Annotated in this window: 25 protein-coding genes; 8 read left to right on the plus strand and 17 right to left on the minus strand. The window is 59.3% G+C overall.

What is annotated here, in order from left to right; genetic code table 11:
- Nucleotides 1-134: 134 nt before the first annotated feature.
- Entirely contained in the window at nt 135-1223 is a 1089-nt protein-coding gene (locus HMPREF1144_RS16355) for a tartrate dehydrogenase (protein ID WP_009653512.1), read from the minus strand.
- Nucleotides 1224-1305: 82 nt separating this feature from the next.
- Between HMPREF1144_RS16355 and HMPREF1144_RS16360 the strand changes: the two genes are divergently transcribed.
- Entirely contained in the window at nt 1306-2250 is a 945-nt protein-coding gene (locus tag HMPREF1144_RS16360) for a LysR substrate-binding domain-containing protein (RefSeq protein WP_161505705.1), read from the plus strand.
- Nucleotides 2251-2279: 29 nt separating this feature from the next.
- On the opposite strand, the gene HMPREF1144_RS16365 is transcribed toward HMPREF1144_RS16360, so the two are convergent.
- The 4 genes from HMPREF1144_RS16365 to puuD all read right to left on the minus strand — a co-directional run bounded on the left by HMPREF1144_RS16365 (nt 2280) and on the right by puuD (nt 6629).
- Nucleotides 2280-3560, minus strand: a complete 1281-nt coding sequence (locus tag HMPREF1144_RS16365) for an NAD(P)/FAD-dependent oxidoreductase (protein ID WP_009653394.1) — start codon at nt 3558-3560, stop codon at nt 2280-2282.
- A gap of 2 nt (nt 3561-3562) precedes the next feature.
- Complete coding sequence (gene puuC / locus HMPREF1144_RS16370) at nt 3563-5050, minus strand: aldehyde dehydrogenase PuuC (RefSeq protein WP_009653443.1); 1488 nt, start codon at nt 5048-5050, stop codon at nt 3563-3565.
- A gap of 243 nt (nt 5051-5293) precedes the next feature.
- Nucleotides 5294-5851, minus strand: a complete 558-nt coding sequence (gene puuR / locus HMPREF1144_RS16375; protein WP_004849766.1) for an HTH-type transcriptional regulator PuuR — start codon at nt 5849-5851, stop codon at nt 5294-5296.
- 25 nt (nt 5852-5876) lie between these two features.
- Nucleotides 5877-6629 (minus strand): gamma-glutamyl-gamma-aminobutyrate hydrolase, encoded by a 753-nt coding sequence (gene puuD / locus HMPREF1144_RS16380; protein WP_009653405.1) that lies wholly within the window; start codon nt 6627-6629, stop codon nt 5877-5879.
- A 224-nt stretch (nt 6630-6853) separates the two neighbouring features.
- On the opposite strand from puuD, the gene puuA reads away from it, so the two are divergent.
- Nucleotides 6854-8272 (plus strand): glutamate-putrescine ligase, encoded by a 1419-nt coding sequence (gene puuA / locus HMPREF1144_RS16385; protein WP_004849770.1) that lies wholly within the window; start codon nt 6854-6856, stop codon nt 8270-8272.
- A 352-nt stretch (nt 8273-8624) separates the two neighbouring features.
- Nucleotides 8625-10016 (plus strand): APC family permease, encoded by a 1392-nt coding sequence (locus HMPREF1144_RS16390; protein WP_004849774.1) that lies wholly within the window; start codon nt 8625-8627, stop codon nt 10014-10016.
- A gap of 120 nt (nt 10017-10136) precedes the next feature.
- On the opposite strand, the gene HMPREF1144_RS32665 is transcribed toward HMPREF1144_RS16390, so the two are convergent.
- A complete protein-coding gene (locus tag HMPREF1144_RS32665) occupies nt 10137-10259 on the minus strand; it encodes a small membrane protein (RefSeq protein WP_004849777.1) in 123 nt (40 codons plus the stop codon).
- A gap of 271 nt (nt 10260-10530) precedes the next feature.
- On the opposite strand from HMPREF1144_RS32665, the gene HMPREF1144_RS16400 reads away from it, so the two are divergent.
- Complete coding sequence (locus HMPREF1144_RS16400; RefSeq protein ID WP_009653459.1) at nt 10531-10755, plus strand: hypothetical protein; 225 nt, start codon at nt 10531-10533, stop codon at nt 10753-10755.
- A 139-nt stretch (nt 10756-10894) separates the two neighbouring features.
- A complete protein-coding gene (gene agp / locus HMPREF1144_RS16405; RefSeq protein WP_009653412.1) occupies nt 10895-12142 on the plus strand; it encodes a bifunctional glucose-1-phosphatase/inositol phosphatase in 1248 nt (415 codons plus the stop codon).
- Between the two features lie 139 nt (nt 12143-12281).
- Here agp and HMPREF1144_RS16410 read toward each other — a convergent pair whose 3' ends face one another.
- Together HMPREF1144_RS16410 and wrbA are read right to left on the minus strand one after the other, a co-directional pair.
- The gene (locus HMPREF1144_RS16410; RefSeq protein WP_004849783.1) at nt 12282-12509 is read right to left on the minus strand and encodes a YccJ family protein; all 228 of its coding nucleotides are present in this window, start codon (nt 12507-12509) and stop codon (nt 12282-12284) included.
- Between the two features lie 20 nt (nt 12510-12529).
- Nucleotides 12530-13126, minus strand: a complete 597-nt coding sequence (wrbA, locus tag HMPREF1144_RS16415; RefSeq protein ID WP_004100968.1) for an NAD(P)H:quinone oxidoreductase — start codon at nt 13124-13126, stop codon at nt 12530-12532.
- A gap of 374 nt (nt 13127-13500) precedes the next feature.
- On the opposite strand from wrbA, the gene HMPREF1144_RS16420 reads away from it, so the two are divergent.
- Entirely contained in the window at nt 13501-13674 is a 174-nt protein-coding gene (locus tag HMPREF1144_RS16420) for a general stress protein (RefSeq protein WP_004131287.1), read from the plus strand.
- A 235-nt stretch (nt 13675-13909) separates the two neighbouring features.
- Here HMPREF1144_RS16420 and rutG read toward each other — a convergent pair whose 3' ends face one another.
- Genes rutG through rutA form a run of 7 tightly spaced genes read right to left on the minus strand, consistent with a single transcriptional unit; the run spans nt 13910 to nt 19331 of the window.
- Nucleotides 13910-15232: a pyrimidine utilization transport protein G gene (gene rutG, locus HMPREF1144_RS16425; RefSeq protein ID WP_009653397.1), complete on the minus strand. Its 1323-nt coding sequence runs from the start codon at nt 15230-15232 to the stop codon at nt 13910-13912.
- Nucleotides 15233-15253: 21 nt separating this feature from the next.
- On the minus strand, nt 15254-15748 hold the full coding sequence (gene rutF, locus HMPREF1144_RS16430) for an NADH-dependent FMN reductase RutF (RefSeq protein WP_004849801.1): 495 nt from the start codon (nt 15746-15748) through the stop codon (nt 15254-15256).
- 9 nt (nt 15749-15757) lie between these two features.
- A complete protein-coding gene (locus HMPREF1144_RS16435) occupies nt 15758-16348 on the minus strand; it encodes a malonic semialdehyde reductase (RefSeq protein WP_004849803.1) in 591 nt (196 codons plus the stop codon).
- The gene (gene rutD / locus HMPREF1144_RS16440) at nt 16345-17148 is read right to left on the minus strand and encodes a pyrimidine utilization protein D (protein WP_009653448.1); all 804 of its coding nucleotides are present in this window, start codon (nt 17146-17148) and stop codon (nt 16345-16347) included. The genes HMPREF1144_RS16435 and rutD overlap by 4 nt, the downstream gene beginning before the upstream one ends.
- Nucleotides 17145-17537: a pyrimidine utilization protein C gene (gene rutC, locus HMPREF1144_RS16445; RefSeq protein ID WP_004131297.1), complete on the minus strand. Its 393-nt coding sequence runs from the start codon at nt 17535-17537 to the stop codon at nt 17145-17147. Before rutC ends, rutD begins: the two co-directional genes overlap by 4 nt.
- Nucleotides 17530-18240, minus strand: coding sequence for a pyrimidine utilization protein B (gene rutB, locus HMPREF1144_RS16450; protein ID WP_004849808.1), 711 nt, complete (start codon nt 18238-18240; stop codon nt 17530-17532). Before rutB ends, rutC begins: the two co-directional genes overlap by 8 nt.
- Nucleotides 18240-19331 (minus strand): pyrimidine utilization protein A, encoded by a 1092-nt coding sequence (rutA, locus tag HMPREF1144_RS16455; RefSeq protein WP_009653496.1) that lies wholly within the window; start codon nt 19329-19331, stop codon nt 18240-18242. Before rutA ends, rutB begins: the two co-directional genes overlap by 1 nt.
- A 284-nt stretch (nt 19332-19615) precedes the next feature.
- Between rutA and rutR the strand changes: the two genes are divergently transcribed.
- Nucleotides 19616-20254 (plus strand): HTH-type transcriptional regulator RutR, encoded by a 639-nt coding sequence (gene rutR / locus HMPREF1144_RS16460; protein WP_004849813.1) that lies wholly within the window; start codon nt 19616-19618, stop codon nt 20252-20254.
- On the opposite strand, the gene HMPREF1144_RS16465 is transcribed toward rutR, so the two are convergent.
- Both HMPREF1144_RS16465 and putA read right to left on the minus strand, forming a co-directional pair.
- The gene (locus HMPREF1144_RS16465) at nt 20251-20646 is read right to left on the minus strand and encodes a lysozyme inhibitor LprI family protein (protein WP_004849815.1); all 396 of its coding nucleotides are present in this window, start codon (nt 20644-20646) and stop codon (nt 20251-20253) included. The genes rutR and HMPREF1144_RS16465 overlap by 4 nt on opposite strands.
- Nucleotides 20647-20838: 192 nt before the next feature.
- On the minus strand, nt 20839-24801 hold the full coding sequence (putA, locus tag HMPREF1144_RS16470; RefSeq protein ID WP_004849816.1) for a trifunctional transcriptional regulator/proline dehydrogenase/L-glutamate gamma-semialdehyde dehydrogenase: 3963 nt from the start codon (nt 24799-24801) through the stop codon (nt 20839-20841).
- Between the two features lie 426 nt (nt 24802-25227).
- Here putA and putP point away from each other — a divergent pair, with 426 nt between their 5' ends.
- The gene (gene putP, locus HMPREF1144_RS16475; protein ID WP_009653486.1) at nt 25228-26736 is read left to right on the plus strand and encodes a sodium/proline symporter PutP; all 1509 of its coding nucleotides are present in this window, start codon (nt 25228-25230) and stop codon (nt 26734-26736) included.
- The last annotated feature ends 71 nt before the right edge of the window (nt 26737-26807 follow it).

A 26807-nucleotide genomic window follows, 5' to 3' on the forward strand; every position in this document is an offset into this window, starting at 1 on the left:
CTTGTCTTCCGACCTCCGGTTCGCCGATTTCAGCGGGCACCAGGGCATCGCTGCATATCACGTTGTTTCAGAGGCATATCGTAGCTGCACGAACATCGTCCCGGAGGCGGCACTGCCGCGCCCGTCTGGGCGATCTACTGCCCGGCAATCGCCCGACAAATCGCCTCGCCCACCTGCTGGGTGGAGGCGGTGCCTTTCATATCCGGCGTCTTCGGTCCGCTGGCAATGGTCTGCTCAATCGCCGCCAGAATACCGTCGTGGGCGGCCTGGTAGCGTGCGTCCCCGTTGCCGAGGAAGTCGAGCATCATCGCGCCGGCCCAGATGGTGGCAATCGGGTTGGCGATATTTTTTCCGTAGATATCCGGCGCCGAACCGTGTACCGCTTCAAACAGCGACGGAAAGGTGCGGTCCGGATTGAGGTTTGCCGACGGGGCAATGCCGATGGTGCCGGTACAGGCCGGGCCGAGATCGGAGAGGATATCGCCGAACAGATTGGAGCCGACCACCACGTCAAAACGCTCCGGCTGCAGCACGAAGCGGGCGCATAGAATATCAATGTGCTGCTTATCCCATTTCACCTCAGGGTATTCCTGCGCCATCGCTTCGACGCGCTGATCCCAGAAGGGCATGCTGATGGCCAGACCGTTGGATTTGGTCGCCGAGGTCAGGGTTTTGCGCGGGCGGCTCTGCGCCAGCTCGAAGGCGTAGCGCAGGATCCGGTCAACGCCGCGACGGGTAAATACCGACTCCTGAATCACCACTTCATGTTCAGTCCCCGGATTCACATGGCCGCCGAGGGCGGAGTATTCCCCTTCGGTATTCTCACGCACCACGTAAAAATCGATATCGCCGGGCGCTTTCCCCGCCAGCGGGCAGGGGACGCCGGGGAACAGGCGCACCGGACGCAGGTTGACGTACTGGTCGAACTCGCGGCGGAACTTCAGCAGCGAGCCCCACAGTGAAATGTGGTCCGGCACGATATCCGGCCAGCCGACCGCGCCGAAGTAGATCGCATCAAACGTTTGCAGCTGCGCGCGCCAGTCGTCGGGCATCATGGCGCCGTGCTGCGCGTAATAGTCGCAGCTGGCCCACTCAAAGTGCTCGAAGCTTAACGCCAGCCCCCAGCGTTCGGCGGCGGCCTGCAGTACGCGGATGCCTTCCGGCAGCACTTCTTTACCGATGCCATCGCCGGGGATGGCGGCAATACGTAAGGTTTTATTCATCGTTATTCTCAGTTTGAGGTAAGGGAAATTGACTTCATCTCTATCCTATAATTGACTGATTCATAATTAATCCCGCGAACTGGTGAAACATAAAACACGAATCATGAATAATCTGCCGCTGCTGAACGATTTACGCGTCTTTATGCTGGTTGCCCGCCGCGCCGGTTTTGCCGCCGCCGCGGAAGAGCTCGGCGTCTCGCCGGCTTTCGTCAGCAAGCGCGTGTCGCTGCTGGAGCAAACGCTCAACGTCCAGCTGCTGCACCGTACCACCCGGCGCGTGGCTATCACCGAAGAGGGCGAGCGCATCTACGAATGGGGACTGCGCATTTTGCAGGATGTCGACCAGATGATGGATGAGCTCTCCGATGTGCGGCAGGTGCCGCAGGGGACGCTGCGGATTATCAGCAGCTTTGGCTTTGGCCGGCGGGTAGTCGCGCCGGCGCTCTCCGAGCTGGCCCGTCGCTACCCGCAGCTGGAGATCCGTTTTGACGTCGCTGACCGGCTGGTGGATTTAGCCAATGAAGGGGTCGATCTGGATATTCGCGTTGGCGACGATATCGCCCCCAACCTGATTGCCCGCCAGCTTGCCAGCAATCACCGCATCCTCTGCGCCTCGCCGGCGTTTGTCGCCCGCTATCCCCGGCCAAAACAGCTCAGCGATCTCGCCGCGCTGCCGTGTCTGGTGATCAAAGAGCGCGACCGGCCCTTTGGCGTCTGGCAGCTGCGCGATAAAGAGGGTGAGCACGCTATTAAGGTGACCGGACCGCTGTCGTCTAACCACGGTGAAATCGTCCATCAGTGGTGCCTCGAGGGGCAGGGGATTGCGCTGCGCTCGTGGTGGGACGTCAGGGAAAATATCGCCAGCGGCAATCTGGTACAGCTGCTGCCGGAGTACTATCAGCCCGCCAATATCTGGGCGGTATACGTGTCGCGGCTGGCGACCTCGGCCAAAATTCGTACCACCGTGGAGTTTTTGCGCCACTACTTCCAGCAGCAATTTCCGCCGCGCAACGGCGAGGAAAAATAGCCGACGGCCGGCGCCGTCGGCCGGGGGGATTACACGCCGAGCCGATCGCGCAGGCTGTAGTAAGCCGCGCCCATGGCGGTAAACGGAATGCGCAGGCTGCGCCCGCCGGGGAAAGGATAGTGCGGCAGCCTGGCGAAGGCGTCGAAACGTTCGGCGTCCCCGCGCAGCAGCTCCGAAATCAGCCGTCCGGCGAGGTGGGTACAGGTGACCCCGTGGCCGCTGTAGCCCTGCATATAATAGATATTGTTATCGAGGCGACCAAACTGCGGCATTCGCGAGAGGGTCAGCAGGAAGTTGCCGGTCCAGCGGTAGTCGATTTTCACCCCCTGCAGCTGCGGGAAGGTTTTCAGCAGCTTCGGCATAATCAGCCGCTCAACGTCGTCCGGATCCCGCGCGCCGTACACCACGCCGCCGCCGTACAGCAGACGGTTGTCGGCGGTCAGGCGGTAGTAATCCAGCAGATAGTTACAATCTTCTACGCAGTAGTTTTTCGGGATCAGCGAGCGCGCCAGCTCCTCAGACAGCGGCGCGGTGGTGACCACCTGGGTGCCGCACGGCATGCTGCGTTTCGCCAGCTCCGGCTCGAGCTTATCGCCGAGATAGGCGTTACCGGCGACGATCACGTAGCGGGCGGTGACCTGCCCGCGTTCGGTGGTCACCACCGCCGGGCTGCTGTGCTGAATACGGGTGACCGGGGATTGTTCGTAAACCCGGCCGCCGTTGAGCCGAATGGCGTCCGCTTCGCCGATCGCCAGATTGAGCGGATGGATATGACCGCCGCTGTGGTCCAGCAGCGCGCCGGCGTAGCGGTCGCTTTCCACTTCGCGACGAATGGCGCTGGCATCCAGCAGCTCCAGCTGGGTATTGCCGTAGCGCTCCCAGTTCGCTTTCTGCTCTTCCAGTGTCTCCAGCTGTTTATGATTCAGCGCGACAAACAGCCCGCCGGGGCGATAGTCGCAGGCAATCTGATAGCGCTGGATACGTTCGCGAATAATGTCGCCGCCTTCAAACATCATGCTGCCGAGCATTTTCGCGGCATCCGGGCCGTAGGTTTTTTCGATAACGTCGATATCGCGGCTATAGGAGTTAACCAGTTGGCCGCCGTTGCGTCCGCTGGCGCCGAAGCCGATGCGCGCGCCTTCCAGCAGCACCACATCGTAGCCCATTTCGGCCAGATGCAGCGCCGAAGAGAGGCCGGTATAGCCGCCGCCGACGACGCAGACGTCGCAGCTGATCGATTCGTCCAGCGTCGGGAACGGCTCATAGCGGTTGGCGCTGGCGGCGTAATAGCTGGTGGTATGTTCGCTCATGATTAAGACTCCAGGGCAATCCAGATAGTTTTCAGTTCAGTGAATTTTTCCAGCGCGTGCAGGGATTTATCGCGTCCGTTGCCGCTCTGCTTATAGCCGCCGAAGGGCACGGTCATATCGCCATCGTTGTAGTTGTTCACAAAGACGGAGCCGGCTTTCAGACGGCGGCTGACGCGGTGAGCGCGGGAGAGATCGCGGGTCCAGACCGCCGCGCCGAGGCCGTAGCGGCTGTCGTTGGCCAGCGCCAGCGCCTGCTCTTCGGTTTTAAAGCGGGTCACCACCAGCACCGGGCCGAAGATCTCCTCCTGGCTGAGGGCGGAGGCGGGGTCGACGTCGACGAAGATGGTCGGGCCGACCGCCGCGGGCCACGGATTTTTACGTCCATCCAGCAGCAGCGTGCTGCGCGCTTCGCCGGCGCGAATAAAGCTGTGGACGCTATCGGCGTGGCTGTTGTCGATCAGCATGCCCATGGTGGTATTCGGGTCGAGCGGATTGCCAGGCTGCCAGCCCTTTGCCTGCTCTTTTAGCAGGTCGAGAAAGCGATCGGCGATGCTCTCCTCAAGCAGCAGACGGGTACCGGCGATACAGACCTGGCCCTGATTGTAGAAAATACCGCCGGCGGTGGCGTTAACCGCTTTTTGTAGGTCCGGGCAGTCGGCAAAGACGATATTGGCGCTTTTACCGCCCGCCTCCAGCCAGACGCGCTTCATATTGCTGTCGCCCGCGTCTTTCAGCAGCTGTTTACCGGTGCGGGTGGAGCCGGTAAAGGTGATGACTTCAACATCATGATGCTGCGCCAGCGCCTGACCGGCCTCATGGCCGAAACCGCTAACCACGTTGAATACGCCGTCCGGCAGCCCGGCCTGTTTCGCCAGGCCCGCCAGGCGCAGAGCGGTAAGCGGGGATTTTTCCGACGGCTTAAGCACCACGCTGTTGCCGGACGCCAGCGCCGGGCCAAGCTTCCAGCAGGCCAGCAGCAGCGGAAAATTCCACGGCACCACCGCCGCAATCACGCCAATCGGTTCGCGGACGATCATGGCCAGTTCGTTGCCGCCAGTGGGGGCGACTTCGCCGTACACTTTATCGATGGCTTCGGCGTACCAGCGGATCGCGCGTGCGGCGCCGGGGACATCATCGCGCAGGCTGTGGCGAATCGGTTTACCGGTGTCGAGGGTTTCCAGCAGCGCCAGTTCTTCGCGATGGGCTTCCATCAGGTCGGCGAATTTATGCAGCACCGCTTTGCGTTGGGCAGGGGAGGCCTGCGACCAGTCGCCGCGATCGAAGACGCTGCGGGCGGCCTGGACCGCGCGATCGACGTCGGCCTTTTTGCCGCGCGCGACCTCGGCGAGCGTCTGCTGGGCGGTAGGGTCGACGGTGGCGAACACGCTATTATCGGCGGCGGCGCTGTATTCGCCGTTAATAAATAGCCGCGTTTCAATTGCGATATTGTTTGCTTTTTCTTGCCAGTAAGCCAGGTTGTGAAAATCCATCATGACTCCTTAATGACATAATCGGAAAAATAAAAAAGTGGTGATTTCAGACCCTCAGGGCGCAGGGCGTCCCCGGGGTTGAGTACCGTTTAAATTGCCCATTAACAGGCGTGAATTATCCGGGGCCAGCGGAATAAGTCTTTCCGCATTGCGCAAGGTGAACTGCGTTATCTTCGCGCCGCCGGAGTTCGCCTCCGGCGGCGCAGGCCTGAAGAAACCCTGAGAAAACCCCAGGCTAAAAAATCAGAAGGTGGTGGGGGTATGGGCGCTGATAATTCGGCAGATACCCGCCGAGGTGTTGCTGAAGCTATGCGGTATGCCGGTGTTAATGGCATAGCTTTGCCCAGCCACCAGATGATACGCCTGACCGTTAATGGTCAACACGACTTCACCTTCCAGTATGGTGCCTATCTCCTCACCCTGATGCTTGATCCTCTCCCCGGTTGTGGTTCCAGGCTGGTACGTTTCAAAAATCATCGCCAGCGTGCGGTTCGGATTGCCATTATGAACCAGCTTCATCGACACCCCCTGACTGCCGATTTCAATCAGATCGTCCTGATTGATAACCACCTGCGGTTCAGCCGGTTTTTCTGGTTCAGAAAAGAATTCCGAGAGCGACAGCCCGTAGACTTTCAGCAGCTTTTGCAGCGTACTGATCGCAGGACTGACTTTGTCCTGCTCTATGGTGCTGATGGCACTATGTGTTAACCCAGACAGTTCGGCGGCACGACGCTGTGAGAGACCCAGCTGTTGGCGGATCTCTGACAGACGTTTCCCTGGCGCCAGTCCGTCATCGCTCATATTTGCATTTCCTTAACGGTAGTGGTCAGAGTCGCTGTTTTTCAGCAATATAGCTCTGACAGGCGGTGATAAAACCTTCAAACAACATTCGCGACAGGGCGTATTCGCTACTGTTCCATTCAGGATGCCACTGCACGCCGAGGGCGAAAGGGTGGTCGTTAACGCTGACCGCTTCCACCAGCCCGTCCGGAGAACGCGCCTCCACGCGCAGACGTGGACCCGTCGTTTTTGCTCCCTGCCCGTGTAACGAGTTTACCCAAAACGTGTTGCAGCCCGGTATTAACTGAGAAAGTAATCCTCCTTCCTGAACCTGAACTTCATGCGAGGGCGCATATTGCTGCTCGACGGGAAGTTCGGGGTCTTCACGGTGTTCAAGAAGCTCAGGCTGCTCGAACAGACGACGATACAGAGTCCCGCCGGTGGCGACAACCAGTTCCTGTAGTCCACGGCAGATGGCGAAAATGGGGATGCGCCTTTCGAGCGCGGCGTCGATCAGCGCCATGCTCAGAAGATCACGCCCGGGATCGGCGTCAGGCTCATCGCCGTTTTCACCATATAGGTGCGGCTGTACGTTGCTTGGGCTGCCGGGCAGATAAATGCCGTCCAGTTTTGGCAGTAGCGCAGAAAGCAGTTCCGGCTCGGCCAGCGCGTGCGGCAGGGCAATCGGTACGCCGCCGGCGTTCACAATCGCGTTCAGGTACTTCTCTTGCAGAGTCTGGGTCTGGTGACCCTTAAGCCTGTTTCGACACATCACCACGCCAATAACTGGCTTGTACATTATATTTTCCATGATCGCCCTCACAAAGTGGACTAAATTATGACCGGATTAGCGGGTAAAACGGCCATTTCGTTCAATATTTTCTCAATCTAGCAGTGGATATAGCCCTTTGCAAACTTAATTTAACATTTGACAAACAATTTGTTTGCATACACATTCGAAGGGTGGACATTATATTTAACAGTGCCATTCAGGGTCCAAAACTAAAACAACGGCGGTGAATCATGGAAACCAATATCGTAGAAGTTGAGAATTTTGTTCAGCAGTCGGAAGAGAGACGGGTCAGCGCATTCACCTGGGAAGTGAAGCGCTACCTCGAGCGTTACCCCAATACGCAATACGTTGATGTGCTGCTAACCGACCTGAACGGCTGCTTCCGCGGTAAGCGGATCCCGGTGTCCAGCCTGAGCAAGCTGGAGAAGGGGTGTTATTTCCCGGCTTCGGTGTTTGCGATGGATATTCTCGGCAACGTGGTGGAGGAGGCGGGGCTCGGCCAGGAGATGGGCGAACCGGACCGTACCTGCGTGCCGGTGCTGGGAACCTTAACCCCGTCGGCGGCGGACCCGGAATACATTGGTCAGGTTCTGCTGACCATGGTTGATGAAGATGGCGCTCCCTTTGACGTTGAGCCGCGGAACGTGCTTAACCGGCTCTGGCAGCAGCTGCGCCAGCGCGGGCTGTTCCCCGTGGTAGCGGTAGAGCTGGAGTTCTATTTACTTGACCGCAAGCGCGACGCGGAAGGTTACCTGCAGCCGCCGTGCGCGCCGGGAACCGGCGATCGCAATACCCAAAGCCAGGTTTACTCCGTCGACAACCTCAACCACTTTGCCGACGTACTTAACGAAATCGATGAGATCGCCCAGCTCCAGCTGATCCCCGCCGACGGCGCGGTGGCGGAAGCCTCTCCCGGCCAGTTTGAAATCAACCTCCACCATACCGATAACGTGCTCGACGCCTGCGATGATGCGCTGGCGTTAAAACGTCTCGTGCGTTTGATGGCGGAGAAGCATAAGATGCACGCCACTTTTATGGCGAAACCCTATGAAGAGCACGCCGGTAGCGGGATGCATATCCATATCAGCATGCAGAACAACAAAGGCGAGAACGTGCTGGCGGACGCGGACGGCGAAGATTCGGCGATGTTAAAACGCGCGCTCGCCGGGATGATTGACCTGATGCCGGCGTCGATGGCGCTGCTGGCGCCGAACGTGAACTCGTATCGTCGTTTCCAGCCGGGAATGTACGTGCCGACCCAGGCGTCGTGGGGGCACAACAACCGGACGGTGGCGCTGCGCATTCCGTGCGGCGATCGGCACAATCATCGCGTCGAGTATCGCGTGGCCGGGGCGGACGCCAACCCGTATCTGGTGATGGCGGCGATTTTTGCCGGCATCCTCCACGGTCTGGATAATCCGCTGCCGTTACAGGAAGAGGTGGAGGGCAACGGCCTCGAGCAGGAGGGGCTGCCGTTCCCGATTCGCCAGAGCGACGCGCTGTGGGAGTTTATGCAAAACGATCATCTGCGCGAGCGGCTTGGCGAACGCTTCTGCCACGTTTATCACGCCTGTAAAAATGACGAATTACTGCAGTTTGAGCGTCTGATCACAGAAACTGAAATCGAGTGGATGTTGAAAAACGCCTGATTTTCGCCCCGCGAGGGGCGCTTTAGCATTATCACGAGTAGCATCATACGGCCTGAGCGGAGCCTGGTCGGACGTTTTTGCTGGGAGCCCAGCCATTCCCGGATGTCGCGTTAAGGAGCGCAGGCGGCAACGGGGCTTCAGTTAACGACACAGTGTGTAACGAGGTAGGAAATGATGCAGATGTTCAAATATCCGCAGGGAGAAGGGGGCCGTCATGGCCGCATGGAATGCGTCGCCACCGCCGCTCGTCGGTTCTTTTTACCTTTTGATTTGCCATTAACCCCGTTGCGAAGCAGGTTGGTTTCCCGGTCTCTACGACCGCAAACCCAGGTGTGCAGCGGGGGAAATGGCTATGGCTATTAATCCCTCTCTCGATAGTGCCTCCGGGGCGGAAAAACCGCGCCTGCGCAAGTCTCTCAAGCTGTGGCAGGTGGTGATGATGGGCCTCGCCTATCTGACGCCGATGACGGTTTTCGATACTTTCGGCATCGTCTCCGGCATCAGCAACGGCCACGTCCCGGCGTCCTATCTGCTGGCGCTGGCTGGGGTGCTGTTTACCGCCATCAGCTACGGCAAGCTGGTGCGCCAGTTTCCGCAGGCGGGCTCGGCCTATACCTATGCGCAGAAGTCGATCAGCCCGCACGTCGGTTTTATGGTGGGCTGGTCATCGCTGCTGGATTATCTATTCCTGCCGATGATCAACGTGCTGCTGGCGAAGATTTATCTTTCCGCGCTGTTTCCGGACGTGCCGCCCTGGGTGTGGGTGGTGACGTTTGTGGCTATTCTCACCGCGGCGAACCTGAAAAGCGTCAACCTGGTGGCGAACTTCAACACCCTGTTCGTGCTGGTGCAGATCTCGATCATGGTGGTCTTTATCGTGCTGGTGGTGCAAGGGTTGCATAAAGGGGAAGGGGTGGGCACCGTCTGGTCGCTCCAGCCGTTTATTAGCCAGAATGCGCACCTGATCCCGATCATTACCGGGGCGACGATAGTCTGCTTTTCGTTCCTCGGTTTCGATGCGGTGACCACGCTTTCCGAAGAGACGCCGGACGCCGCGCGGGTGATCCCAAAGGCCATCTTCCTTACTGCGGTCTACGGTGGGGTGATTTTTATCGCCGCCTCGTTCTTTATGCAGCTCTTTTTCCCCGATATTAGCCGTTTTAAAGACCCGGACGCGGCGCTGCCGGAGATCGCCCTCTACGTTGGCGGCAAGCTGTTCCAGTCGATATTCCTGTGCACGACGTTTGTGAATACCCTGGCCTCAGGCCTGGCTTCGCACGCCAGCGTGTCACGGCTGCTGTACGTTATGGGCCGCGATAACGTTTTCCCGGAGCGCATTTTCGGCTACGTCCATCCGAAATGGCGTACCCCGGCGCTGAACGTGATTATGGTGGGGATTGTCGCGCTGTCGGCGCTGTTCTTTGACCTGGTCACCGCCACGGCGCTGATTAACTTTGGCGCGCTGGTGGCGTTTACCTTCGTTAACCTGTCGGTATTTAACCACTTCTGGCGGCGTAAAGGTTTTAACAAAACCTGGAAAGATCGCTTTCACTATCTGCTTCTGCCGATGGTCGGCGCGCTAACGGTGGGTGTACTGTGGATTAACCTGGAGGCGACCTCGCTGACGCTGGGTCTGATATGGGCGGGCCTCGGGCTGCTGTATCTGACCTATCTGACCCGCCGCTTCCGCAAGCCGCCGCCGCAGTTTGACGGCGCCAAAGCGGAACAGGCCTGGGAATCGTAACGATTTTTTGCGCAGACACAAAGGCAGGCGATTGAGCCTGCCTTCTTTTTGTCATTCTCGTTTGAAATCAGGCGCTCGGAAGAGATAGCAGGGGCAGAAGGTAAGAATAGTGAGGACGTATTATTTCTTTTTCTTATGAGTTGGCAGCTGTGCAGAGCGCCGATCCTTCACATAGGAGACCAGGCTGAAGATGGCTACTCCCAGCAAAACCACCGCGACGATAAAGAGCAGGATACCTGACATAGATTAACCTAATGTTATGTTTAACATGAAGAAAAAATACCGTGATATCGAGATAATAGCATCGGGATATTTCTTAAAGATGACCCGATGAATCAGACGAGAATAGACTGCCAGCAATACACTGAAATTATTATTTACATGAATAAATGTGAAGAGTAAAGCAAAGGTGTGGTGAAAAAATGAACGGGTTACACTCGTTTAAGCGAATTTACAGACGAGAGTCCCACAGGCTGCTACCCTTGGCCCGCTTAAATAGGGTTGAGAGTAATAAATGTTTAACAAGCATATCATCGGTCTTATTGGGCCGTTGTTGATTCTGACTTCATTCCATAGCCTGGCTGACGCCGGGCACCCGTCAATTCGTGAACGTATTGTCGAGCAGGTGTTAAAACCCTGCGAAGGAAAAAAAGCCGGCGATAAAGTGCTGATCGTCGACCATCGCGGCGGCAAGCATGCGGCTATCTGCACGCTGGCGGCGGTACCGCTACCGGAGTAACGCTCTCCCTCTCATTTCAGCCTCCCTTCGTTGTGGCGGAAAACGTATTTCTTTCCGCACTTTGCGAGCCATTGCCCGGAAAAATGTCATAAATTTGTCACAATTAAGGCGATGATAATCACTGACTGAGGATTAAGGGATGAGAAAAAGTCTACTCGCTGCCGCCGTGACCGGCGTTATTTTACTCTCCGCCGGCGTCCAGGCGCAGGAACAGGCGGCACCGGAAGGGTACCAGCTTCAGCAGGTGCTGATCATGAGCCGCCATAACCTGCGCGCGCCGCTGGCGAACAACGGCAGCGTGCTGGAGCAATCAACGCCGAAGTCCTGGCCTGAGTGGGATGTCCCCGGCGGCCAGCTGACCACCAAGGGCGGGGTGCTGGAAGTGTATATGGGGCACTATATGCGCGAATGGCTGGCGCAGCAGGGGCTGGTGACCAGCGGCGAATGCCCGCCGGAAAACGCGGTCTACGCCTATGCCAATAGCCTGCAGCGCACCGTCGCCACCGCGCAGTTCTTTATCACCGGCGCGTTTCCCGGCTGCGGCGTGACCGTGCACCATCAGGAAAAAATGGGCACCATGGACCCGACGTTTAATCCGGTGATTACCGACGATTCCGCAACCTTCAGCGAAAAGGCGGTGCAGGCGATGGAGAAAGAGCGGCAGGGGATGCAGCTGAGCGAAAGCTACAAGCTGCTGGAGGAGATGACCGACTACCGTAACTCCCCGTCCTGCAAAGAGAAGCAGCAGTGCTCGCTGAGCGACGCGAAAGACACCTTTAGCGCCAAATATCAGCAGGAGCCGGGCGTTTCCGGGCCGCTTAAAGTCGGCAACTCGCTGGTTGACGCCTTTACGCTGCAATATTACGAGGGGTTCCCGAAAGACCAGGTGGCGTGGGGCGAAATCAAAAGCGATAAGCAGTGGCAGGTGCTGTCGAAGCTGAAAAACGGCTATCAGGATAGCCTGTTTACTTCCCCTGAAGTGGCGCGCAACGTGGCTAAACCGCTGGTGAAATATATCGATAACGCGCTGGTGGGCGACGCGGCGAAAGCGGCGAAAGTCACGCTGCTGGTGGGGCACGATTCCAATATCGCCTCGCTGCTGACGGCGCTGGATTTTAAACCTTATCAGCTGCACAACCAGTACGAACGTACGCCCATCGGCGGCAAGCTGGTGTTCCAGCGCTGGCATGATAAGAGCGGCAATCGCGACTTGATGAAGATTGAGTACGTGTATCAAAGTACCGAACAGCTGCGCAATGCCGATGCGCTGACCCTGCAATCGCCGCCGCAGCGGGTGACGCTGGCGCTGAACGGTTGTCCGGTCGATGACAACGGCTTCTGCCCGATGGACACCTTTAAAAAAGCGATGGCCGAGGCCACGAAGTAGCAGAGTATAAAAAACCCGGAGCAATCCGGGTCTTGCTGCCGATGTTTAGCCTGATCTTGTAGCCCGGACAGGCGCAACGCGCCGCCTCCGGGAAGCTCATGCAAGAACTCCCGGAGGCGGTACTGCTTACCTGTCCTGGCTACACGTTCTTGCGTTCGATAGTTTGTTCGCCCCAGAACAGGGAGTCTTTGTCGGTTTTGGCGAAGGCGAGGGGCAGGACTTCATCGCTGCCTTCTTCCCAGATTTTCTCCGCCAGCTTTTCATCGTAATTGGCTAATTCAAAAATCGCCTCGGCAATTTCGGGAGACGTATTGCGCAGACTGGCCCATTCACCCACGCGGTGGGCCTTTGCTTCTTGATTCGGCATGCTTGTCCTCCTGCTGAAGATTAACCGTGTAATTTCACTGCCAGACCCGCAACGTGTTGCCCCTGATAGCGGGCAATGGCTAATTCTTCTTCACTTGGCTGGCGTGAACCATCGCCGCCGGCAATGGTGGTGGCGCCGTAAGGCGTGCCGCCGCGAACCTGCGAGACATCAAACAGCTCCTGGGCGCCGTAGCCAATCGGTACAATAATCATCCCGTGGTGGGCAAGCGTGGTCCAGGTCGAGGTGATGGTTTGCTCCTGACCGCCGCCGGTACCGGTTGAGCTGAATACGCTGGCCAGTTTGCCGTACAGCGCTCCGGACGCCCACAGGCCGCCGGTCTGATCGAGAAAGGTGCGCATCTGTCCGGACATATTGCCGAAACGGGTTGGGGTACCAAAGATGATGGCGTCGTACTCAGCCAGCTCCTGCGGCGTGGCGACGGGCGCGTTTTGCGTTTTCCCGCCTGCTTTGGCAAAAACCTCTGCCTGCATGGTTTCCGGCACGCGCTTCACGACCACTTCAACGCCATCTACCTTGTTTGCTCCTTCGGCGACGGCATGCGCCATGGTCTCAATGTGTCCGTACATGGAATAATAAAGCACCAGAATCTTAGCCATTTGCATCACTCCTCGGTTGCGTTATGAGCCAGCCAGTCGACTGGCTACCTTTAAAGATAAGACCTCTGGCGAAGAGTGCAAATGCAACAATCATTTATTTGATTTATAACAACATTGCTAACATTCAGGGCTGTTGCAAAAAGATACATCTTCAGTGGCGCCATTTTAGGCTGTCATAAGAGTCGCTTAGCGCGCGCCCGGCGCAATAGCGGCAGTTCTTATACAAAATCTATTTCAGAATGTGACGATATCCACCCGGCGCGGCTTTCCTTCGCTAACCTTAAAAGCACGTGATACGCAACCCGTATCGCGGAGGCCAGAGCCTCGTGTTTCACCTAATGCAGCATGATGTCTAACCTAAATGGAGGTCAGTAATGGCAAACCATCGTGGCGGTGCCGGCAACTTTGCCGAAGACCGTGAAAGAGCATCAGAAGCAGGTCGTAAAGGTGGCCAGCATAGCGGGGGGAACTTTAAAAACGATCCTCAACGCGCTTCCGAAGCGGGCAAGAAAGGGGGCAAAAACAGTCATGGTAGCCGCGAAAGCTAGCGCGCCGGATTGTTGCTGATGGGGGTTAATCTCCCGGGCCCGACCCCATCACCCTCGCCGCCGACGTCACGTCGGCGGTTTTTTTTCCACTTTGCAGGTTCCGCCGAGCGGGAGGAGCGCCCGGCTCACGGCGTAAACGCCTTAACCGGGCTACGGGTTGACGCTGTTTTGTAGCCCCGGTAAGCGCAGCGCGACCGGGGATTTCCCGGTACGGGTCTGCTGGCGTTGCACGCTTTTATACCGGGGTGACGTTGGTTTGCCCGGCCTCACGCGGACGGCGGTTAAGCAGAGCGTGGAGCAGGATCGCGCCGAAGGTGGCCGTCCCGATGCCGCCGAGGGTAAAGCCGCCGAGCGAAAGCGCGAAGTCGCCCGCCCCCAGCACCAGCGTCACCGCCACCATAATCAGATTTGCGTTCTGGCTCAAATCCACGCGGTTCTGCACCCAAATTCGCGCGCCTGCGACGGCAATCAGGCCGAACACCACAATCGATGCGCCGCCGATCACCGGTCCCGGAATGGTATGGATCAGCGCGCCGAATTTCGGTGAAAACCCAAGCAGCATCGCAATCAGCGCCGCCGCGACGAACACCAGCGTCGAGTACACTTTGGTGACCGCCATCACGCCGATATTCTCCGCGTAGGTGGTCACGCCGCTGCCGCCAACCGAGCCGGAGAGCATCGTTGCCAGTCCGTCGCCGACGAACGCGCGGCCCATATACGGGTCCATATTGCGCCCGGTCATCCCGGCAACCGCCTTCAGGTGGCCGAGGTTTTCCGCCACCAGAATCACCGCCACGGGAGCGATCAGCATCATTGCCTGGCCGTTAAAGGTCGGGGCAGTCATCTGCGGCAAACCGAACCACGCCGCCTGCTCAAGCAGGCTAAAATCCAGCGGCTTGCCCAGCCCGAGGCCGTTGGCCAGCAGCGCGTACAGCGCGCAGGCGATAATCAGCCCGACGAGGATCAGCAGCCGCTGCAGCATCCCGCGGGTAAACACCGCGACCAGGCCGATGCACAGCACCGTCAGCACTGCCATCCAGCCGTCGAACGGCGTTGCTGATACGCTGCGTACCGCGATGGGCGCGAGGTTAAGGCCGATCGCCATAACCACCGCGCCGGTGACCACTGGCGGCATCAGCCGCTCAATCCAGCGGGTGCCGATTTTCATCACCACCAGGCCAATCAGGGTATAAACCAGCCCGCAGAGGATAATGCCGCCCAGCGCGACGCTAAGGTGCGGGTTAAGCCCTTGGCCGTTAAAGCCGGTAACGGCAATGACCACGCCGACAAAGGCGGCGCTGGAGCCAAGGTAGCTCGGCACGCGCCCGCCGGTAACCAAAAAGAACAGCAGGGTGCCGATGCCGGACATCAGGATCGACAGATTGGGATCCAGCCCCATCAGGATTGGCATCAGGACGGTCGCGCCAAACATCGCCACCGCGTGCTGAACGCCCATCACCACGGTTTGCCCGACCGACAGCCGTTCATCGGGGGCCACGACGCCGGAGGCGGCGGAGGGGGAGGTTAACTGCCAGCGAGGAAAATCGAAGAGAGCCATGATGAGATCCTGGGTTTAGGGTTAACAGGCTGGACGCATCAGCGTGTGGTAGCCGCGGTCGAACCACATCAGTCCGCGCGGTTCCGGATGGCGTACAATCGCCGCCACTTCGCAAAACAGGATGTCGTGAGTTCCGACGCTGACGATCTGGCTGATGCGGCAGTCGAAGCTGACCAGCGCCGCTTCCAGACGCGGACAGCCGGTCGCGCCGGTTTGCCAGTCGGCGGCGGCGAAGCGCTCCGCCATCGGCGTTTTACCGCCGAAAACGTTCGAGAGCTCTTCCTGGCCGGCCGCCAGGGTGTTGACGCACAGGGCCTGGTGCTGGCTGAAGATCGGCCACACCGAGGCTGAACGATTCAGACACACCAGCAGCGTGGGCGGCGCGTCGGTAACGCTGCAGACGGCGCTGGCGGTAAAGCCGGCGCGGCCTGCGGGACCATCGGTGGTGATAATGTTGACCGCCGCCCCGACGTGGGCCATGGCGTCGCGAAAGCTTTGTTTATCGGCAGTAGACATACGGGCTCCTTATGCCAGCTGGCAGGCATCATCAAACGACAGACGCGGCAGGCGGCCGTACAGCTTGCCGGGATCGCCGTAGCCGATATTGATCAGCAGGTTGCTTTTCCAGGCGCCGTCGGCAAAAAACGCCGCATCGACTTTGTCGCGGTCAAAGCCAGACATCGGGCCGGTGTCCAGGCCCAGCGCGCGGCAGGCGAAAATCAGGTATGCCGCCTGCAGTGAGCTATTGCGAAAGGCGGTTTCCTCCGCCATCTGCGGGCTGGAGGTAAACCAGCTGCGGGCGTCGCCGTGGGGGAACAGCTCCGGCAGCCGATCGTAAAATGCGCGGTCCCAGGCGACGATAGCGGTGACCGGCGCCTGCAGGGTTTTCTCGACATTGCCGCTCGACAGGGCCGGGCGCAGCTTCTCTTTGCCTTCCGGTGTGCGGATGAAAACGAAGCGCGCCGGGGAGCAGTTGGCGGAGGTCGGTCCCATTTTCAGCAAGGCGTAGATTTCACGCAGCTGCTCGTCGCTGACCGGCCTGGCCTGCCAGCCGTTGTGGGTTCGGGCCTCGGTAAACAGCGCGGCGCAGGCGGCCGGGCTAATGGCTTCGCTCATAGATTCTCCTGGGGGGCGGGCAGCATCGCGGCCAGCCCGTTGCATAAAATAGGGTTAAAGGTGGCGGTATCGGTGACGTTGCAGGCGTGGCCGCCCCAGGCCATTTCCGCCAGCTGGCTGCCGGGGATTGCCGACTGCAGCACCCGGGAGCAGGAGGCCGGGACCAGCAGATCGTCAGCGGCGCTGATAATCAGCGTCGGGCAGGTTATCGCTGCCGCCCGCCGCGAAAAGTCGGCCTGCTTGAGGGCGTTCAGCCTTTTCAGTAAATTCTCTTTGCCCTGGAAATGGCTGATGGCGAGCGCGTCTTCGGCCTCCAGCCGCGGCAGGCGAGAAGCCATCCACTCCGCCGGATAGAGGAACAGCGGCTGCGCTTCTACCCACGCCTGCGCGCCGCCCGCGTGCAGCAGGCGTTCGCGCACCAGAAAGCAGCGGCGGGTATGCGGGGAGAGCGTCAGCCAGCCGTTCACCAGCACCAGGGCGCTTATCGCTGCGGGATGGTCCAGCGCCAGCTGTAGGCCAATCAGCGCGCCCAGGGCGTGACCGACCAGCGCAAAACGTTCGATTCCCGCCGCCTGCAGCGCCGCGTTAAGCTCCTGCGCCATGGCCGCCATGCTGTAGCCGACGGGCAGCGGGCCGCCGTTTTCACCGGTGCCGTTATGGTCATAGCTCACCAGCTGATAGTGCGGTTCGAGCGCCGCCCGCTGCGGTAGCCAGTAGCCGCCCGCGCCGCCGAGCCCGGCGCTCAGAACCACCACCGGCGCGCCCGGATAAGGCGCCGGGGAGACATTTAGCTTCATCATGCCGGCTTCCCGATATGCGCGACGGTGGCTATTTCCACCAGCGCATCGGGCTTCACCAGCCCGCACTGAATGCAGAAACGCGCCGGTTTGTCGCCGGGGAAGAACTCCGCGTAGACCTCATTAATCGCGGCGTAGTTTTTCCAGTCGGTGATAAAGATGCTGTTGAAGGTCACATCCGCCATACTGCCCCCCGCCGTCTCGATAACGCTCTTGATGGTTTCCAGTACGTGGCGGGTTTGCGCCTTTGGGTCGCCGATATAAACCACGTTGTTTTGCTTATCGAACGGCAGGGTGCCGGAGACGTAAACCACGCCGTCGGCCAGCGTGCCCGGGACAAACGGGGCGATAGGCGTGGTGGTGCCTGGCGGAATAATCACCTGTTTAGGCATAACGTTTCTCCTCGGAAAAGGCGCGCGGCGCGGCGGGCTCAAGGGCGGTACAGAAGCTGGCGACATCGCTGACCCAGCCAAAGAAGGTTTCGATATTGAACAGCGCCGCCTGCTGGGCGAACGCCGGACCGGCCTGATGGGTGGCGTCTTCCAGCACGATACCGAAATACTCGAGGAAGAAGCCGTCGCGCAGGGTCGATTCCACGCAGACGTTGGTGGCTATACCGGTAAAGATCAGATGGCGGATGCCGCGGCTGCGTAGAATGCTGTCGAGCGCGGTGTTAAAGAAGCCGCTGTAGCGCGGTTTCGGCAGCACGATATCGCCGGGCTGCGGCTTAAGCTGATCGACCAGCTGATAGTCCCAGCCGCCTTTCGCCAGCAGCTTACCCTGCAGCTCCGGGTTCTTTCGCATGGTTTTCAGCGCGTTGGATTTATGAAAATTCGGCGAACCGGGGCCGCCGGCCTCCACGTACTGGTCGTCCCAGCCGTTCTGGAACCAGATAATCAGCATCCCGGCGGCGCGCGCGGCGGCCACGGCGACGTTGATATTGTCGATAACCGGGCGGGTGGCGGAAACATCAAATCCGGCGAGGTCGAGATAGCCGCCCTGGCTGGCGTAGGCGTTCTGCATATCGACAACGATCAGCGCGCTCTGCTGCGGCGCAAAGGTCAGGGATTCCGGGCGAGCGGGCAGGGTAATCATCAGGCAACCTCTTGAGTCATGGTGGCGATATGGTCGCGGCAGCGCATCAGCGGCTGAATGCGCTGACCAAAGGCTTCGATACCGATAAGGAAATCATCAAACGTCAGCAGCACGCCGTCGGTACCGGGGACCGCCGCCACTTCGTCGAGCATGCGGGCGACGCTGGCGTAAGAGCCGACAAGGGTGCCCATATTGATGTTGACCGCCGAGGTGGGATCGGCCATCTGGCGCACGTTGGTGTCGCTGCCGGAGCGGGTGTCTTTCTGGCTCTGTTCGGTGAGCCACGCCAGCGCTTCGTCATCGGCGCCGGCTTTGTAATGCTCCCATTTGGCGCGGGCGGCCTCGTCGGTTTCGTCGGCAATCACCATAAACAGGACGTAGGAACCGACGTCGCGGCCGGTTTTTTCCGCCGCCTCCATCATCCGCGCGGCGGTGGGGGCGAAGGCGGCAGGGGTGTTGACCCCTTTGCCGAAGCAGAAGTTGTAGTCAGCGTGCCGGGCGGAGAACGCCATACCGGCGTCGCTTTGCCCGGCGCAGATCACTTTCATCGGCTGCGACGGCTGCGGGCTGACGCGGCAGTCGTTCATCGTGAAGTAGTCGCCTTTAAAGTCGCTGCGCCCGGTTCCCCACAGGTCGCGCAGCACCTGGACATATTCGGTGAGATAGTCGTAGCGGCTGCCGAAGTAGTCGTCGCCCGGCCACATGCCCATCTGCTCGTATTCCGGCTTTTGCCAGCCGGTCACCAGATTGACGCCAAAGCGGCCGCCGGATATAGAGTCGATAGTTGAGGCCATGCGCGCGACGATCGCCGGGGGCAGCGTCAGCGTGGCGGCAGTGGCGTAGATCTGAATGCGCGAAGTGACGGCCGCCAGTCCGGCCATCAGGGTGAAGGACTCCAGATTATGATCCCAGAATTCGGTCTTGCCGCCGAAGCCGCGCAGTTTAATCATCGACAGCGCGAAATCGAAGCCGTAGTGTTCAGCTTTTTGCACGATGGCCTTATTGAGCTCAAACGTCGGCATGTACTGGGGAGCATGAGTGGAAATCAGCCAGCCGTTATTACCAATCGGAACGAAGACACCAATTTTCATACCTACCTCTCTGCATGTCGTTGAACAAGAAGGCGCGGCGCTGCATCCTGCATCTCCCTCAATCACCTCGCCTGAAAGATAAAGCAAAGGCGATGCCAGTTTTGCAAAGGCTAATGTTATTAAGGTGTTGCTGGATGGTTGCCGAAAATAGCAGCAATAAAAGTGGACTGAATGGTCAAAATCGGTGCACGAAAAAACCGCAGTCGTGCGCAATCAGGGTGCAGAGAGTCGTGTCGGCGCTGGGCTTTTGCTATGCTGATGGCGTGAAAAGAAGGAGATAACGAATGGCACAGGGCGGCGTGAAAAAGATCGGCAAACGCTCACAGGCGGTGAGCGCGAAAAAAGAGGCTATCCTGGCCGCCGCGCTGGACGCGTTCTCGCAGTTTGGTATCCACGGTACCCGGCTTGAGCAGGTCGCCGAACTGGCCGGGGTATCGAAAACGAACCTGCTCTACTACTACCCGTCGAAAGAGGCGCTGTATATTGCCGTTCTGCAGCAGATTCTGGCTATCTGGCTGGCGCCGCTAAAGGCCTTTCGCGAAGATATCAGCCCGCTGGTGGCCATCGGCGAATATATCCGCCTTAAGCTGGAGGTTTCCCGCGATCACCCGCAGGCGTCAAGGCTGTTCTGCCTGGAGATGCTGCAGGGCGCGCCGCTGCTGATGGGCGAGCTGACCGGCGATCTGAAAGCGCTGGTGGATGAAAAGTCGGCGATTATTTCCGGCTGGGTCGAGAGCGGCAGGCTGGCGCCGGTTGACCCGCAGCATCTGATCTTTATGATCTGGGCGACCACACAGCATTACGCCGATTTCGCCACTCAGGTTGAGGCGGTAACCGGCGCGACGCTGCGCGATGAGGCGTTTTTTCAGCAAACCGTCGATAACGTCCAGCGGATGATTATCGAAGGGATTCGTGTGCGTTAATTGGCGGGCGGCAGCGGGCAGCTCTGATCGCCATCCTCGCACTGCAGCAGCGAGGCGAGGAACGATTCGCGTTCGACGGTTTTATCGGACATGCACTGGTTGATCAGCATCGGCTGTACGCTGCCGCCTTCAGCGCCGGAGGCGAGGAATTGACAGTCGGCGTCGCGCAGGGCTATCCACGACAGCTGCGCTTTTTTCAGCAACTCCTGCTGCTTGCCGGAGGCGCGCTTCAGCGCTTCCTGATACGTTTCATTTAGTTTTTTGTCGTCAGCCTGGTACTGCTCGGCGGTGCACTGGTTCATTTCCGTTTGATTGCTGGCGTTGCTGCATTCGTCCGCCAGCGCATGGGTGCTTGCCAGCAGCGCGGCAAAAGCGAGTAAAGTGCGTTTCATTGGTCAACTCCCATAAAAAAAGCTCCCGTCCGGGAGCCTTAATTAACCACAGCCTGCGTCTGGTGTCATTAGCTGACGTTGTGCCGTCTGCTTTCCCGGGGGCGGCGCAAAGCGCCTTGCCCGGGCTACAGGTACGCGCACCTGCATTTGGGTAGCCCGGGTAAGGCATCAGCCGCAACCCGGGAAGCGGGCTTAGCCAATCGTCATCAGGCTGGCGTTGCCGCCGGCCGCGGCGGTATTGACGCTGAGCGAACGTTCAATATAGAGGCGCTCCAGCAGCAGATTGCTCTCGCCGCGGGCGAATCCCTGCACCGACACGATCGCGCCATCGCGCGCCGCCACCTGTTCGCACAGCTCCCGCAGCTGATCGGAATCGCCGTGGTAGATAACCGCATCGAAAGGCTCGGTCGTCAGGGTTTCCGCTTTGGCGAAGTGGATCCGCGAGCTGACCTCACGCGGCAGCTTTTTCGCCAGCTCGCGCTGCAGAGGGGCGTCCGGCCACAGCACTTCGCAGCCAACGGCGGTCACGCCCGCCAGCTGGGTGAGCGCGTCCTGCTCATTATCGGCTACGCACAGCACGCGGTCGCGCGGCATAAAGGTCAGGGTGTTGCGCTCGCCGGTTGGCCCCGGCAGCAGACGCTGGGTTCCGGCCTGCGCCTGTTCGCTGAACTGCTGGCACAAAGCCTGCAGCTCCGGGCGATCCGCCGCCCACTGCTGTAAAGCGACCAGCGGTTTTTCCAGCAGCGTCTTCAGCTGCGCGTCCAGCGGATACTCCGCATCCTGGCGGGCGAGGGTAATCCCGACGGCGTTCTGCGGGCGGCTGGAGAGCAGTCGATACAGATACAGCGGGCCGCCGGCTTTTGGACCCGTACCCGACAGGCCCTCGCCGCCGAACGGCTGCACGCCGACCACGGCGCCGACCATGTTACGGTTGACGTACAGGTTGCCGACGTTGGCGCTGCCGGTGACCTGAGCGATGGTTTCGTCAATACGGGTATGTACGCCGAGGGTCAGACCGTAGCCGGAGGCGTTAATCTGTTTGACCAGCCCGTCCAGCTCGTTGCGGTTATAGCGCACTACGTGCAGCACCGGGCCGAAGACCTCTTTTTTCAGCTCATCGAAGCTGTCGAGCTCAATCAGCGTCGGCGGAACGAAAGTACCGCTGGTCCACTCGCGGGAATCTTCGCCGGTTTCGCGCACCGCCTGGAAGACTTTGCGCCCTTTAGCGCGCAGCGTCTGGATGTGGCGCTCGATATTCTCTTTGGCTTCGGCGTCAATCACCGGCCCGATATCGGTGGTCAGACGGCCCGGATTGCCCATCCGGCACTCGGCCATCGCGCCGCGCAGCATGGTCAGCGTATGATCGGCGATATCATCCTGCAGGCAGAGTACGCGCAGGGCGGAGCAGCGCTGCCCCGCGCTGTCGAACGCCGAGGCGAGCACGTCGATCACCACCTGCTCGGTTAATGCTGAAGAGTCGACGATCATCGCGTTCATGCCGCCGGTTTCGGCGATCAGCGGCGTCGGACGACCCTGAGCATCCAGCCGGCTGGCGATATTGCGCTGCAACAGGGTGGCGACTTCGGTTGAGCCGGTAAACATCACGCCGCGTACGCGCTCGTCGGAAGTCAGCGCGGCGCCGACGGTTTCCCCGCGGCCCGGCAGCAGCTGAATAACCCCCGGCGGTACGCCCGCTTCCAGCAGGATCGCCACGCCCTGAGCGGCGATGAGCGGCGTCTGCTCGGCCGGTTTTGCCAGCACGGTATTGCCTGCCGCCAGCGCGGCGGCAATTTGTCCGCTAAAGATTGCCAGCGGGAAGTTCCACGGGCTGATACAGACGACCGGGCCCAGCGGGCGATGGGTTTCGTTGTCAAAATCGTTACGCACCTGACCGGCGTAGTAGTGGAGGAAGTCCACCGCTTCGCGCACTTCGGCAATCGCGTTGCTGAAGGTTTTCCCCGCTTCGCGCACCAGGATGCCTATCAGGGTCGGCATCTGGCCTTCCATCAGCACCGCGGCGCGTTCGAGGATCGCCGCGCGCTCCTGCGGCGGGGTGGCGAACCAGATTGGCGCGTTGTTAACCGCACTGGTCAGCGCCTGCTGAACTTCGTCCTCGCTGGCTTCGCGCACGTAGCCTACGATATCTTTTGGCTCTGCCGGGTTCACGACCGGCTGCATTTCGCCTTCGGCCACCGGGTGCTCCAGCATCGGCAGCGCCTGCCATTTATGCAGCGCGCTGTTTAATAACGAGGAGGAGAGGGAGGCCAGACGATGCTCGTTGGCGAGATCCAGACCGGCTGAATTGCTGCGGTCTTTGCCGTAAAGGTCGCGCGGCAGCGGGATTTTCGGGTGCGGAAGACCCACCTGGCCCTCCTGCTGGGCCAGTTTTTCCACCGCGGCGACCGGGTCGGCAACCAGCTCATCCAGCGGCAGGGTGCTGTCGGCGATCCGGTTAACAAACGAGGTGTTGGCGCCGTTTTCCAGCAGACGACGCACAAGATACGCCAGCAGCGTTTCGTGGGTGCCGACCGGCGCGTAGATACGGCACGGGCGGTTGAGTTTGCCATCGGCGACTTTACCGGTCACCTGCTCGTACAGCGGCTCGCCCATACCGTGCAGGCACTGGAATTCGTACTGTCCCGGGTAGTAGTTCTGCCCGGCCAGCTGATAAATTGCCGCCAGGGTGTGGGCGTTATGGGTCGCGAACTGCGGATAGATCAGGCTCGGCACCGCCAGCAGCTTTTTCGCACAGGCCAGATAGGAGACGTCGGTGTAGACCTTGCGGGTATAGACCGGATAGCCTTCGAGACCGTCCATCTGCGCGCGTTTGATTTCGCTGTCCCAGTAGGCGCCTTTGACCAGACGAATCATCAGGCGACGACGGCTGCGGGTCGCGAGGTCGATCAGGTAGTCAATCACGAACGGGCAGCGTTTTTGATAGGCCTGGATCACAAAGCCAATCCCGTTCCAGCCCGCCAGCTCCGGTTCAAAGCAGAGTTTTTCCAGCAGATCGAGAGAGATCTCCAGGCGATCGGCCTCTTCGGCGTCAATGTTGATACCGATATCGTACTGGCGCGCCAGCAGGGTCAGCGATTTCAGGCGCGGGTAAAGCTCTTCCATCGCGCGGTCGTACTGGGCGCGGCTGTAGCGCGGGTGCAGCGCGGAGAGCTTAATCGAAATGCCCGGTCCTTCATAAATGCCCCGTCCGTTGGAGGCTTTGCCGATGGCGTGGATCGCCTGCTGGTAGGAGACCATATAGGCCTGGGCATCGTCGGCGGTCAGCGCCGCTTCGCCCAGCATATCGTAGGAGTAGCGGAAGCCTTTGTCTTCCAGCTTGCGGGCGTTGGCCAGCGCTTCGGCGATGGTTTCGCCGGTGACGAACTGCTCGCCCATCAGGCGCATCGCCATATCGACGCCTTTACGAATCAGCGGTTCGCCGCTTTTGCCGATAATACGGTTCAGCGAGCGCGACAGGCTGGTTTCGTTGTGGGTCGAGACCAGCTTGCCGGTAAACAGCAGCCCCCAGGTGGCGGCGTTGACGAACAGCGACGGGCTGCGGCCGATATGCGACTGCCAGTTGCCGTTGCTGATTTTGTCGCGGATCAGGGCATCGCGGGTGGCTTTGTCGGGAATGCGCAGCAGCGCTTCTGCCAGGCACATCAGGGCCACGCCTTCCTGCGAGGAGAGCGAGAACTCCTGCAGCAGGCTCTGCACCATTCCGGCGCGGCCGCTGGCGGTTTTCTGATTGCGCAGCTTCTCCGCCAGCTGATAGGCGAGCTTGTGCGCCTGTTCGCCGAGAGTCTGCGGCAGGCGAGCCTGCTCCAGCAGCATCGGCACGGCGTCGGTTTCGGCCCAGCGCCAGGCGGCGGTGATCGACGCGCGGGAAACGGACTGCGGCAGGATCTGCTCGGCGAAATCGAGGAAGGGCTGATAAGGTTCGTCAGCCGGATGACCGGCCTCATCGCTTTCGTTCGCCGCGCCGGACAGCAGCGCCGGCAGCTCCGGCAGCGTCTCGTCGTTTTCCAGCTTTTCCAGATAGTTGAAAATGGCCTGTTTAATCAGCCAGTGCGGCGTGCGGTCAATACGGCTCGCCGCGGATTTAATGCGTTCACGCGTCGCGTCGTCAAGTTTTACACCCATGGTGGTGGTGCCCATGTCAGGAACTCCTGTAATAGAACGTCTTCGTGCCAAGATGAGGTTGCGTAGAAATATCTACCATGTTGCAACTTTGTGCAACCTTGTTAATTGAGAATTGTGTGGCAGGTAGAAAAACGCCGGGAATGTTAAAAATGATGATGAAAATAGCAGGTATTTATCCCCTGTCTAATAAGGTATTTCTATGCGTCACTTAACACTTTTGCGTGGTGCAACCGCTAAAAACGTGAGAGAGTGCAACCTATAACAAAATGAAGTTTGGTCCCGGAAGCATTTCGTGTAAATGCTGTGTTAAATCGTTTGTGAAAAAACAAAGCTTCCGTCAGGATACGGTCGCCCAATACAACCAATAGGCCATTGCCCCGTTCCGGTAGTGGATAAAACGACAAATTTGGACGCTGTCGACAAAATTCTGGAGATTTTTACATGGCTATTAGCACACCCATGTTGGTGACTTTTATTGTTTATATTTTTGGCATGGTACTCATCGGCTTTATTGCCTGGCGCTCGACAAAGAACTTTGATGATTATATTCTCGGCGGCCGCAGCCTGGGCCCATTCGTCACCGCGCTCTCCGCCGGAGCCTCCGATATGAGCGGCTGGTTGCTGATGGGGCTGCCGGGGGCGATATTTATTTCCGGTATTTCCGAAAGCTGGATTGCCATTGGCCTGACGTTGGGCGCATGGATTAACTGGAAGCTGGTGGCGGGGCGTTTGCGGGTGCATACCGAGGCGAATAATAACGCCCTGACGCTGCCGGATTATTTCACCGGCCGTTTTGAAGATAAAAGCCGCGTGCTGCGAATTATCTCGGCGCTGGTCATTTTGTTATTTTTCACCATCTATTGCGCTTCCGGTATTGTGGCCGGCGCGCGTCTGTTTGAAAGCACCTTTGGCATGAGCTACGAAACCGCGCTGTGGGCCGGGGCGGCGGCAACCATTATTTATACCTTTGTCGGCGGCTTCCTCGCGGTAAGCTGGACCGATACCGTCCAGGCCAGCCTGATGATATTCGCCCTGATCCTGACGCCGGTGATGGTGGTGATTTCCGTCGGCGGTTTTGGCGATTCCCTGGAAGTGATTAAGCAAAAGAGCATTGAGAACGTTGATATGCTCAAGGGCCTGAACTTCGTGGCGATTATTTCGCTGATGGGCTGGGGCCTGGGCTATTTTGGTCAGCCGCATATTCTGGCGCGCTTTATGGCGGCGGATTCGCACCACAGCATCGTTCACGCCCGTCGCATCAGCATGACCTGGATGATCCTCTGCCTGGCGGGTGCCTGTTCCGTCGGCTTTTTTGGTATTGCGTACTTCAATAACAACCCGGCCCTTGCCGGTGCGGTTAATCAGAACGCCGAACGCGTCTTTATCGAACTGGCGCAGATTCTGTTCAACCCGTGGATTGCCGGGATCCTGCTGTCGGCGATTCTGGCGGCGGTGATGTCGACCCTGAGCTGCCAGCTGCTGGTGTGCTCAAGCGCCATTACTGAAGATCTGTATAAAGCGTTTTTGCGTAAAAATGCCGGGCAGAAAGAGCTGGTATGGGTAGGACGCTTTATGGTGCTGCTCGTCGCGTTAATTGCGATCGCCCTGGCGGCCAACCCGGAGAACCGCGTACTGGGCCTGGTAAGCTACGCATGGGCAGGCTTTGGCGCGGCGTTTGGCCCGGTAGTGCTGTTCTCGGTGATGTGGTCGCGAATGACCCGTAACGGCGCGCTGGCCGGGATGGTCATCGGCGCGGTCACGGTCATCGTCTGGAAGCAGTTCGGCTGGCTGGGCCTGTATGAAATCATCCCTGGCTTTATCTTTGGTAGCCTGGGGATTGTGGTCTTCAGCCTGCTGGGTAAAGCGCCTTCCGCCGAGATGCAGCGACGCTTCGCCGAAGCGGACGCCCATTATCACTCCGCGCCGCCGGTGCGCGCGACCGCCGAGTAAGCCTCTGCAACCCCATCAAGCCCGCGCTCTGCGGGCTTTGTTATTTATGCCTCTTGCTAATCGTTTGAAAA

This window comes from Klebsiella sp. OBRC7 (assembly GCF_000293135.1).
Lineage (GTDB): Bacteria > Pseudomonadota > Gammaproteobacteria > Enterobacterales > Enterobacteriaceae > Klebsiella > Klebsiella michiganensis.

Bases quoted from the DNA above. Each gene is read 5' to 3' on its own strand.
- HMPREF1144_RS16355 (WP_009653512.1), bottom strand. From the start codon at position 1,223: ATGAATAAAACCTTACGTATTGCCGCCATCCCCGGCGATGGCATCGGT.
- HMPREF1144_RS16365 (WP_009653394.1), bottom strand. From the start codon at position 3,560: ATGAGCGAACATACCACCAGCTATTACGCCGCCAGCGCCAACCGCTAT.
- puuC (WP_009653443.1), bottom strand. From the start codon at position 5,050: ATGGATTTTCACAACCTGGCTTACTGGCAAGAAAAAGCAAACAATATC.
- puuR (WP_004849766.1), bottom strand. From the start codon at position 5,851: ATGAGCGATGACGGACTGGCGCCAGGGAAACGTCTGTCAGAGATCCGC.
- puuD (WP_009653405.1), bottom strand. From the start codon at position 6,629: ATGTACAAGCCAGTTATTGGCGTGGTGATGTGTCGAAACAGGCTTAAG.
- puuA (WP_004849770.1), top strand. From the start codon at position 6,854: ATGGAAACCAATATCGTAGAAGTTGAGAATTTTGTTCAGCAGTCGGAA.
- HMPREF1144_RS16390 (WP_004849774.1), top strand. From the start codon at position 8,625: ATGGCTATTAATCCCTCTCTCGATAGTGCCTCCGGGGCGGAAAAACCG.
- HMPREF1144_RS32665 (WP_004849777.1), bottom strand. From the start codon at position 10,259: ATGTCAGGTATCCTGCTCTTTATCGTCGCGGTGGTTTTGCTGGGAGTA.
- HMPREF1144_RS16400 (WP_009653459.1), top strand. From the start codon at position 10,531: ATGTTTAACAAGCATATCATCGGTCTTATTGGGCCGTTGTTGATTCTG.
- agp (WP_009653412.1), top strand. From the start codon at position 10,895: ATGAGAAAAAGTCTACTCGCTGCCGCCGTGACCGGCGTTATTTTACTC.
- HMPREF1144_RS16410 (WP_004849783.1), bottom strand. From the start codon at position 12,509: ATGCCGAATCAAGAAGCAAAGGCCCACCGCGTGGGTGAATGGGCCAGT.
- wrbA (WP_004100968.1), bottom strand. From the start codon at position 13,126: ATGGCTAAGATTCTGGTGCTTTATTATTCCATGTACGGACACATTGAG.
- HMPREF1144_RS16420 (WP_004131287.1), top strand. From the start codon at position 13,501: ATGGCAAACCATCGTGGCGGTGCCGGCAACTTTGCCGAAGACCGTGAA.
- rutG (WP_009653397.1), bottom strand. From the start codon at position 15,232: ATGGCTCTCTTCGATTTTCCTCGCTGGCAGTTAACCTCCCCCTCCGCC.
- rutF (WP_004849801.1), bottom strand. From the start codon at position 15,748: ATGTCTACTGCCGATAAACAAAGCTTTCGCGACGCCATGGCCCACGTC.
- HMPREF1144_RS16435 (WP_004849803.1), bottom strand. From the start codon at position 16,348: ATGAGCGAAGCCATTAGCCCGGCCGCCTGCGCCGCGCTGTTTACCGAG.
- rutD (WP_009653448.1), bottom strand. From the start codon at position 17,148: ATGATGAAGCTAAATGTCTCCCCGGCGCCTTATCCGGGCGCGCCGGTG.
- rutC (WP_004131297.1), bottom strand. From the start codon at position 17,537: ATGCCTAAACAGGTGATTATTCCGCCAGGCACCACCACGCCTATCGCC.
- rutB (WP_004849808.1), bottom strand. From the start codon at position 18,240: ATGATTACCCTGCCCGCTCGCCCGGAATCCCTGACCTTTGCGCCGCAG.
- rutA (WP_009653496.1), bottom strand. From the start codon at position 19,331: ATGAAAATTGGTGTCTTCGTTCCGATTGGTAATAACGGCTGGCTGATT.
- rutR (WP_004849813.1), top strand. From the start codon at position 19,616: ATGGCACAGGGCGGCGTGAAAAAGATCGGCAAACGCTCACAGGCGGTG.
- HMPREF1144_RS16465 (WP_004849815.1), bottom strand. From the start codon at position 20,646: ATGAAACGCACTTTACTCGCTTTTGCCGCGCTGCTGGCAAGCACCCAT.
- putA (WP_004849816.1), bottom strand. From the start codon at position 24,801: ATGGGCACCACCACCATGGGTGTAAAACTTGACGACGCGACGCGTGAA.
- putP (WP_009653486.1), top strand. From the start codon at position 25,228: ATGGCTATTAGCACACCCATGTTGGTGACTTTTATTGTTTATATTTTT.